Below are 6,972 nucleotides of genomic sequence, written 5' to 3'. Positions count from 1 at the left end.
TGTCCGGGTCGCGCTTGATGATCAGGCGCAGGTCATTTTCCATCTGCGCCAGGTCATTGCGTTTTTCCGCCTGCATGGCGCGGGTGTACAGCAGATTCAGATCGTCCGGGTGCTGCTGCAAGGCTTTCTGCAAGACAGCCCAGGCCTTGTCCCCCTGTTTATTGGCAGACAGGGTTTCCGCTTCGATCAGATACAACTGAATGGCGTAATCCGGCTGCTCGTCGCGCTCGGCTGCGAGGCGGCGTTGCGCTTCGGCGGTCTTGCCGTTGTCCATCAGAATATCGGCCTGACGCAATTGTGCCGGCAGGTATTCGTTACCCGGCCCGACTTTGCCGTACTCGATCAGCGCGCCTTGAGGATCTTTGCGTTCTTCAGCGATACGGCCGAGATTCAGGTGGGCGGAATCAACATGGGCGTCGCGGGCGATCAGTTCTTCAAGCAAGCCCTTGGCCTGGTCCCAGTCCTTGGCTTCCAGGCAGACCAGTGCCAAGGAGTAACGCAGTTCGTCGTCTTCCGGGTATTGTTGAACCAGGCTTGCGAACTCGGCTTTGGCGTCATCCATTCGGTCCTGTTCAACCAGCATGCGCGCATAAGTCAGGCGCAGGCGCTTGTCGTCCGGGTACTTCTTGATGCTTTTTTGCAGCAGTGGCAATGCTTCATCGCCACGGTTGAGTACTTGCAGCAGGCGCGCGCGCAGCAGAATCGGGGCGATTTCGCCTTCGTCCGGCGGATTGTTTTCCAGCAGGGTCAGCGCACCTTGGGCATCACCATCCTGTTGCATCAGCAAGGCTTTACCGAAGATCAACTGACTGTTTTTCGGGTGGCGCAGCAACAAACTGTCGAAACTTTTCATCAAGCCGTTGCGCGTGTCCTGGTCAGTGTCGGCCGCGGCCAGGGCAAGAAAGTCGAAATGTGTGTCGCCTTTGCCCAGCAGGACTTTCTCCATATAGACCATGGAGTCGTCGTAACGACCGGCGCGGGCCAGCTGCACGGCGGCCGCACGCTGTGCCTCAAGGTCGTTCGGGGAGTTTTTTGCCCAGATCAGCGCGGTGTCCAGGGCGGCCTGATCGGCACCCAGGTACTCGGCAATGCGAAACGCTCGCTCTGAGATGCCAGGATCCTGGGTGTTGATGGCCTGGGTGACGTAGTTGTCCAAAGCAAGGTCGTAACGATTGCGCTGGCCAGCCAGTTCGGCGCTCAACAGGCTGAAGACAGTTTCTTCACTGAATGAGCTGTAAACCTTGGGCTTTTCAGGGGCCGGGCTGCTGTCTTCAACCGGCGGCGTACCATCCGACGACACGGGTGCCATGGCCTGGCAGCCGCTCAGAAAGACAAAAGCGAGGAGCAACGCGGAAGATCTATTCATATAGGAAAAGGACGACTAACCTGCGGTCGGATCATCATGACACAAGCCTTCGGCCAAACATAACCGAGTCTCAATCGAGGCCTTTATAGGGGCGAGACATTGGGACAATAGTCAGCGGTAGTTGTTCTGTCTGTGGCGAARTAGGACAATTGCCGGCTTCACGTCACCATCAGCGACCTTGAATGGCCTTCCTTGCACTCGGTATCAACCACAAGACTGCTTCAGTAGACGTCCGCGAGCGCGTGGCCTTTACCCCTGAGCAGCTGGTGGAGGCCTTGCAGCAGCTCTGCCGCCTCACCGACAGCCGCGAAGCTGCGATCCTCTCCACCTGCAATCGCAGTGAACTCTATATAGAACAGGATCACCTTTCGGCCGACATTGTGCTGCGCTGGCTGGCCGACTATCACCATTTGAGCCTCGACGAGCTGCGTGCGAGCAGTTATGTGCACGAAGATGATGCGGCAGTTCGTCACATGATGCGGGTCGCCTCCGGGCTCGATTCGCTGGTATTAGGCGAACCACAGATTCTCGGTCAGATGAAATCGGCCTACGCCGTCGCGCGTGAAGCCGGCACCATCGGGCCTCTGCTCGGGCGTTTGTTTCAAGCAACGTTCAATGCGGCCAAGCAGGTGCGCACCGACACGGCCATCGGCGAGAACCCGGTGTCCGTGGCGTTTGCCGCGGTCAGCCTGGCCAAACAGATTTTCAGTGACCTGCAACGCAGCCAGGCGTTGTTGATAGGTGCTGGCGAAACCATCACCCTGGTCGCTCGCCATCTGCACGAGCTGGGTGTAAAACGCATTGTCGTCGCTAACCGCACTCTGGAGCGCGCGAGCATTCTGGCCGAGCAGTTTGGCGCTCACGCCGTGCTGCTCTCGGACATCCCGGCCGAGCTGGTGCGCAGTGATATCGTTATCAGTTCCACTGCCAGCCAGTTGCCGATTCTTGGCAAAGGTGCGGTGGAAAGCGCGCTGAAGCTGCGCAAGCACAAGCCGATCTTCATGGTGGACATCGCCGTCCCGCGCGATATCGAGCCGGAAGTCGGCGAACTGGACGACGTTTACCTGTATAGCGTCGACGATCTCCACGAAGTAGTTGCCGAGAACCTCAAGAGCCGTCAGGGCGCAGCCCAGGCGGCGGAAGAAATGGTGTTGATCGGCGCCGAAGATTTCATGGTCCGCCTGCGCGAGCTGGCGGCAGTGGATGTGCTCAAGGCTTATCGTCAACAAAGCGAGCGCCTGCGCGACGAAGAATTACAAAAGGCCCAGCGCATGCTGGCCAACGGCAGCAGCGCCGAAGACGTGCTGGTGCAACTGGCGCGCGGCCTGACCAACAAACTGTTGCATGCCCCCAGTGTGCAATTGAAAAAGCTCTCTGCCGAAGGCCGCCTCGATGCGCTGGCCATGGCCCAGGAACTCTTTGCCCTGAATGAGGGCTCATCGGATAGCTTTTCGGATAAAAAACCGCAATGAAAGCGTCACTGCTCAATAAGCTGGACATCCTCCAGGACCGTTTCGAGGAATTGACCGCCTTGCTTGGCGATGGCGAAGTCATTTCCGATCAGAACAAATTCCGCACCTATTCCAAGGAATACGCGGAAGTCGAGCCGATTGTCGGCACCTATAAGCAGTTGCTCAAAGTGCAAGGGGACCTCGAAGGTGCCCAGGCGCTGCTCAAGGACAGCGACCCGGACATGCGCGAAATGGCCGTGGAAGAAGTCCGCGAAGCCAAGGAGCAACTGATCGAGCTGGAAGCCAGCTTGCAACGCATGCTGTTGCCCAAAGACCCGAACGACGGCCGCAACGTGTTCCTCGAAATCCGTGCCGGCACCGGCGGTGACGAGGCGGCGATTTTCTCCGGCGACCTGTTTCGCATGTATTCGCGTTACGCCGAGCGTCGTGGCTGGCGGGTGGAAATCCTCTCCGAGAACATCGGCGAGCACGGTGGCTATAAAGAAGTCATCGCCCGGGTTGAAGGAGACAGCGTCTACGGCAAGCTCAAGTTCGAATCTGGCGCGCACCGTGTGCAACGGGTTCCGGCCACTGAATCCCAGGGCCGTATCCACACCTCGGCCTGCACCGTGGCCGTGTTGCCCGAGCCGGACGAGCAGGAAGCGATCGAGATCAACCCGTCTGATTTGCGCATCGATACCTACAAGTCCTCCGGCGCCGGTGGTCAGCACGTCAACAAGACCGACTCGGCGATCCGCATCACGCACTTGCCGTCCGGTATTGTCGTGGAGTGCCAGGAAGAACGCTCGCAGCACAAAAACCGCGCGCGGGCGATGTCCTGGCTGTCGGCCAAACTGAATGATCAGCAAACCAGCGCCGCCGCGAATGCCATCGCCAGCGAGCGTAAATTGCTGGTCGGTTCCGGTGATCGCTCCGAGCGGATCCGTACCTACAACTTTGCCCAGGGTCGGGTCACCGACCACCGGGTCAACCTGACGCTGTATTCGCTCGACGAAATCCTCGCCGGCGGAGTCGATGCGGTGATCGAGCCGTTGCTGGCCGAATACCAGGCCGATCAATTGGCGGCGATAGGTGAATAAATGACGATCATTGCCAGTTTGTTGCGCGCCGCCGATTTGCCCGACTCGCCCACCGCGCGTCTGGATGCCGAGTTGTTGCTGGCTGCCGCATTGGGCAAGCCCCGCAGTTTTCTACACACTTGGCCTGAGCGCATTGTCCCCACTGAAGCGGCGCTGACGTTTGCCAGTTATTTGCAGCGTCGTCGTGGCGGTGAACCGGTGGCTTACATTCTGGGCCAGCAAGGGTTTTGGAAGCTGGACCTTGAAGTGGCTCCGCACACACTGATCCCGCGTCCGGATACCGAGTTGCTGGTGGAAGCTGCGCTCGAGTTGTTACCGACCACACCTGCCAAGGTCCTCGACCTGGGCACCGGCAGTGGCGCCATCGCCTTGGCCCTGGCCAGCGAGCGCCCGGCGTGGAAGGTCACGGCGGTGGATCGCGTGCTTGAAGCCGTGGCCCTGGCCGAGCGCAACCGCCAGCGCCTGCATCTCAACAATGTCACGGTACTGAGCAGCCATTGGTTCAGCGCCCTGGCAGATCAGCGTTTTCAACTGATCATCAGCAACCCGCCGTACATCCCTTCCTCCGACCCGCATCTGGTGGAAGGCGATGTGCGCTTCGAGCCGGCCAGTGCGCTGGTGGCCGGTGCCGACGGGCTCGATGATCTGCGCTTGATCGTCGCCCAGGCACCGGACTACCTCGAAGCCGGTGGCTGGCTGATGCTCGAACACGGCTACGATCAAGCCAGTGCCGTACGCGATTTGCTGCTGACTCACGGCTTTGAAGACGTCCATAGCCGTATCGATCTGGGTGGTCACGAACGTATCAGCCTGGGGCGCTTGCCGTGCTGAATGATCAGGAATTGTTGCGCTACAGTCGGCAGATTCTATTGCAACACGTCGACATCGACGGCCAGTTGCGACTGAAAGAAAGCCGCGTGTTGATCGTCGGTCTCGGCGGTCTCGGCTCGCCGGTTGCGCTGTACCTGGCTGCGGCGGGTGTGGGTGAGCTGCACCTCGCCGACTTCGATACGGTCGACCTGACCAACCTGCAACGCCAGATCGTTCACGACACCGATAGCGTCGGCCTGAGCAAGGTTGATTCGGCGATCAAGCGCCTGAGCGCGATCAATCCCGAGATAAAACTGATCGCCCATCGCGCAGCCCTGGACGAGGATTCCTTGGCCGCCGCCGTGGCAGCAGTGGATCTGGTGCTCGATTGTTCCGACAACTTCTCCACCCGCGAAGCAGTCAATGCTGCCTGTGTCGCGGCCCGCAAACCACTGGTCAGTGGCGCGGCGATTCGCCTCGAAGGGCAACTGTCGGTGTTCGACCCGCGCCGTCCGGAGAGCCCTTGTTACCACTGTTTATACGGGCATGGCAGCGAAGCCGAACTGACGTGCAGCGAAGCCGGTGTCGTCGGGCCGTTGGTGGGGTTGGTGGGGAGCCTTCAGGCACTGGAAGCCATGAAACTGCTGGTCGGTTTCGGCGAGTCGCTGGTGGGGCGTCTGTTATTGATTGATGCGCTGGGCTCGCGCTTTCGCGAATTGCGGGTCAAGCGCGATCCCGGCTGTAGTGTCTGCGGTTCGACACATGCGTGAAGCGCCGATTGGCGTGTTCGACTCCGGTGTCGGTGGGCTCTCGGTGCTGGCCGAGATCCAGCGTTTGCTGCCCAACGAGTCACTGCTGTATGTCGCCGATTGCGGGAATGTTCCCTACGGCGAGAAAACCCCGGAATTCATCCGCCAGCGCTGTAGCGTCATGGCCGAATTTTTCCAGCAGCAGGGGGCGAAGGCCTTGGTGCTGGCGTGCAATACCGCGACCGTCGCAGGCGTTGCAGATTTGCGGCGTGATTATCCCCAGTGGCCCATCGTTGGCATGGAGCCTGCGGTCAAACCCGCCGCCGCTGCGACCCGCAGCGGTGTGGTGGGGGTGCTCGCCACCACGGGCACCTTGCAGAGTGCCAAGTTCGCAGCCTTGCTCGACCGCTTCGCCACCGACGTGCGCGTCATCACTCAGCCATGTCCCGGTCTGGTAGAACTGATTGAAAACGGTGATTTGCACAGTATGGCACTGCGTCAATTGCTGGCCCGGTATGTCGAGCCGCTGCTGGGCGCCGGGTGCGACACCCTGATTCTGGGATGTACGCATTATCCCTTCCTGAAACCTTTGCTTAAGCAGATGATCCCGGATGACATCAGTCTGATCGACACGGGGGCTGCTGTTGCGCGGCAACTTCAGCGTCTGTTGGCCGAGCGTGAATTGCTCGCCGATGGGCCGGTTCGTGCCGCTCAGTTCTGGACGAGTGCCGATCCGGTTCATTTCACAAATATCTTGCCGATACTGTGGAATACGCCCGGCGTTGTGAGAAGCTTCGAGGGGTAAGAAACGAGTGGGGGGCGAAAGAGCAATTGGTATGAACTTTTGATCAAACGTCGACTTCTATAGCGTAAAGCAACAGAAACCATACGAAATCGTTCGGAAAAGGATGTTTCTAGTGAAGCGACTATTCTGCTTGGCCGCGATTGCGGCCGCTTTAATGGGGCAAAGTTTCACCGCGCAGGCCGCAGGCGTGGAGTTCGGGGTCGGCCAGACTCCCGATTCAACCATGACCTATCGCCTGGGCATGCAATTCGATTGGGACAAGAGCTGGTGGCAAAGCGACGTGGGGCGTCTGACGGGTTTCTGGAGCGGTGCCTACACCTATTGGGACGGTGACAGTACTTCCAGCAACAACAGCTTGTCGTTCTCGCCGGTGTTTGTTTACGAGTTTGCCGGTCAGTCGGTCAAACCTTATATCGAAGCGGGTATTGGGGTGGCGTTTTTCTCCCATACCGAACTTGAAGAGAACGACATTGGCCAATCCTTCCAGTTCGAAGACCGTTTCGGTTTTGGTGCGCGTTTTGCCGGCGGTCATGAAGTCGGAATTCGTGCGACGCACTATTCCAATGGCGGTATGGCCAAACACAACGATGGCATAGAAAGTTACGCGCTGCACTACACCATGCCGTTGTAAACACGGTCAATGTGGAAGCGGGCTTGCTCGCGAATGCGATTTCACAGCCAACATCTATGT

At 59.1% G+C, this 6,972-nt stretch carries 7 protein-coding genes; 6 read left to right on the top strand and 1 reads right to left on the bottom strand.

The genetic code is table 11. The features are described 5' to 3' along the window. Positions 1–1,366, bottom strand: a 1,366-nt coding sequence (locus AC1DRJ_RS16460; protein ID WP_477803083.1) for a tetratricopeptide repeat protein, incomplete at its 3' end; no start/stop codon positions are given. Positions 1,367–1,548: 182 nt separating this feature from the next. Between AC1DRJ_RS16460 and hemA the strand changes: the two genes are divergently transcribed. The 6 genes from hemA to AC1DRJ_RS16430 all read left to right on the top strand — a co-directional run bounded on the left by hemA (position 1,549) and on the right by AC1DRJ_RS16430 (position 6,912). After that, on the top strand, positions 1,549–2,838 hold the full coding sequence (gene hemA / locus AC1DRJ_RS16455; protein ID WP_477803082.1) for a glutamyl-tRNA reductase: 1,290 nt from the start codon (positions 1,549–1,551) through the stop codon (positions 2,836–2,838). After that, positions 2,835–3,917 carry a peptide chain release factor 1 gene (prfA, locus tag AC1DRJ_RS16450; protein WP_477803081.1) on the top strand — a complete coding sequence of 361 codons (1,083 nt, stop codon included), beginning with the start codon at positions 2,835–2,837 and terminating at the stop codon, positions 3,915–3,917. Before hemA ends, prfA begins: the two co-directional genes overlap by 4 nt. Further along, positions 3,918–4,748 (top strand): peptide chain release factor N(5)-glutamine methyltransferase, encoded by an 831-nt coding sequence (prmC, locus tag AC1DRJ_RS16445; protein ID WP_477803080.1) that lies wholly within the window; start codon positions 3,918–3,920, stop codon positions 4,746–4,748. Next, entirely contained in the window at positions 4,742–5,497 is a 756-nt protein-coding gene (locus tag AC1DRJ_RS16440; protein WP_477803079.1) for a molybdopterin-synthase adenylyltransferase MoeB, read from the top strand. Before prmC ends, AC1DRJ_RS16440 begins: the two co-directional genes overlap by 7 nt. Next, complete coding sequence (gene murI, locus AC1DRJ_RS16435; RefSeq protein ID WP_477803078.1) at positions 5,490–6,281, top strand: glutamate racemase; 792 nt, start codon at positions 5,490–5,492, stop codon at positions 6,279–6,281. Before AC1DRJ_RS16440 ends, murI begins: the two co-directional genes overlap by 8 nt. Before the next feature lie 112 nt (positions 6,282–6,393). Then, positions 6,394–6,912: an acyloxyacyl hydrolase gene (locus AC1DRJ_RS16430; protein ID WP_477803077.1), complete on the top strand. Its 519-nt coding sequence runs from the start codon at positions 6,394–6,396 to the stop codon at positions 6,910–6,912. Positions 6,913–6,972: the final 60 nt, after the last annotated feature.

This window comes from Pseudomonas sp. P5_B2 (assembly GCF_056400445.1).
This window is presented reverse-complemented; position numbering and strand designations above follow the sequence as displayed.